The following is a 405-nucleotide window of genomic DNA, read 5'->3' as shown; positions in this document are numbered from 1 at the left end:
GTCCGACAGCGGCCCCCAGCGCCAGGCGTCGAACTCGACCTCGTCGTCGGCCGCCAGATCGATCTCGGCTTCGTCGCCGGTGAAGCGGAAGGCGAACCACTGCTGCTTCTGACCCTTGAAACCGCGCCAGGCCTTGGCGTTGTTCATGGCTTCGGGCGGGAAGTCGTACAGGATCCAGTCGTCCGTCCGCGCCAGCAGTTCGACCGAGGTGACGCCGGTTTCCTCATGCAGTTCGCGGCGGGCGGCGGCTTCCAGATCCTCGCCCGCATCGACGCCGCCTTGCGGGAACTGCCAGTTATGCGGGCCGGGCGTGGCGTGGCGCTGGCCGTACCAGACCAGGCCCTCGCGATTGAACAGCACGACCCCGACATTGGGCCGATAGGCGTCGAGATCGGACACTAGCGC

1 protein-coding gene is annotated in these 405 nt (G+C 67.4%); it reads right to left on the bottom strand.

What is annotated here, in order from left to right:
- On the bottom strand, positions 1-399 hold a 399-nt coding region (locus JWG43_RS21090), incomplete at its 3' end, for an RNA pyrophosphohydrolase (RefSeq protein ID WP_504208238.1).
- Positions 400-405: the final 6 nt, after the last annotated feature.

This window comes from Desulfobulbus alkaliphilus (assembly GCF_016918545.1).
GTDB lineage: Bacteria > Desulfobacterota > Desulfobulbia > Desulfobulbales > Desulfobulbaceae > Desulfobulbus > Desulfobulbus alkaliphilus.
This window is presented reverse-complemented; position numbering and strand designations above follow the sequence as displayed.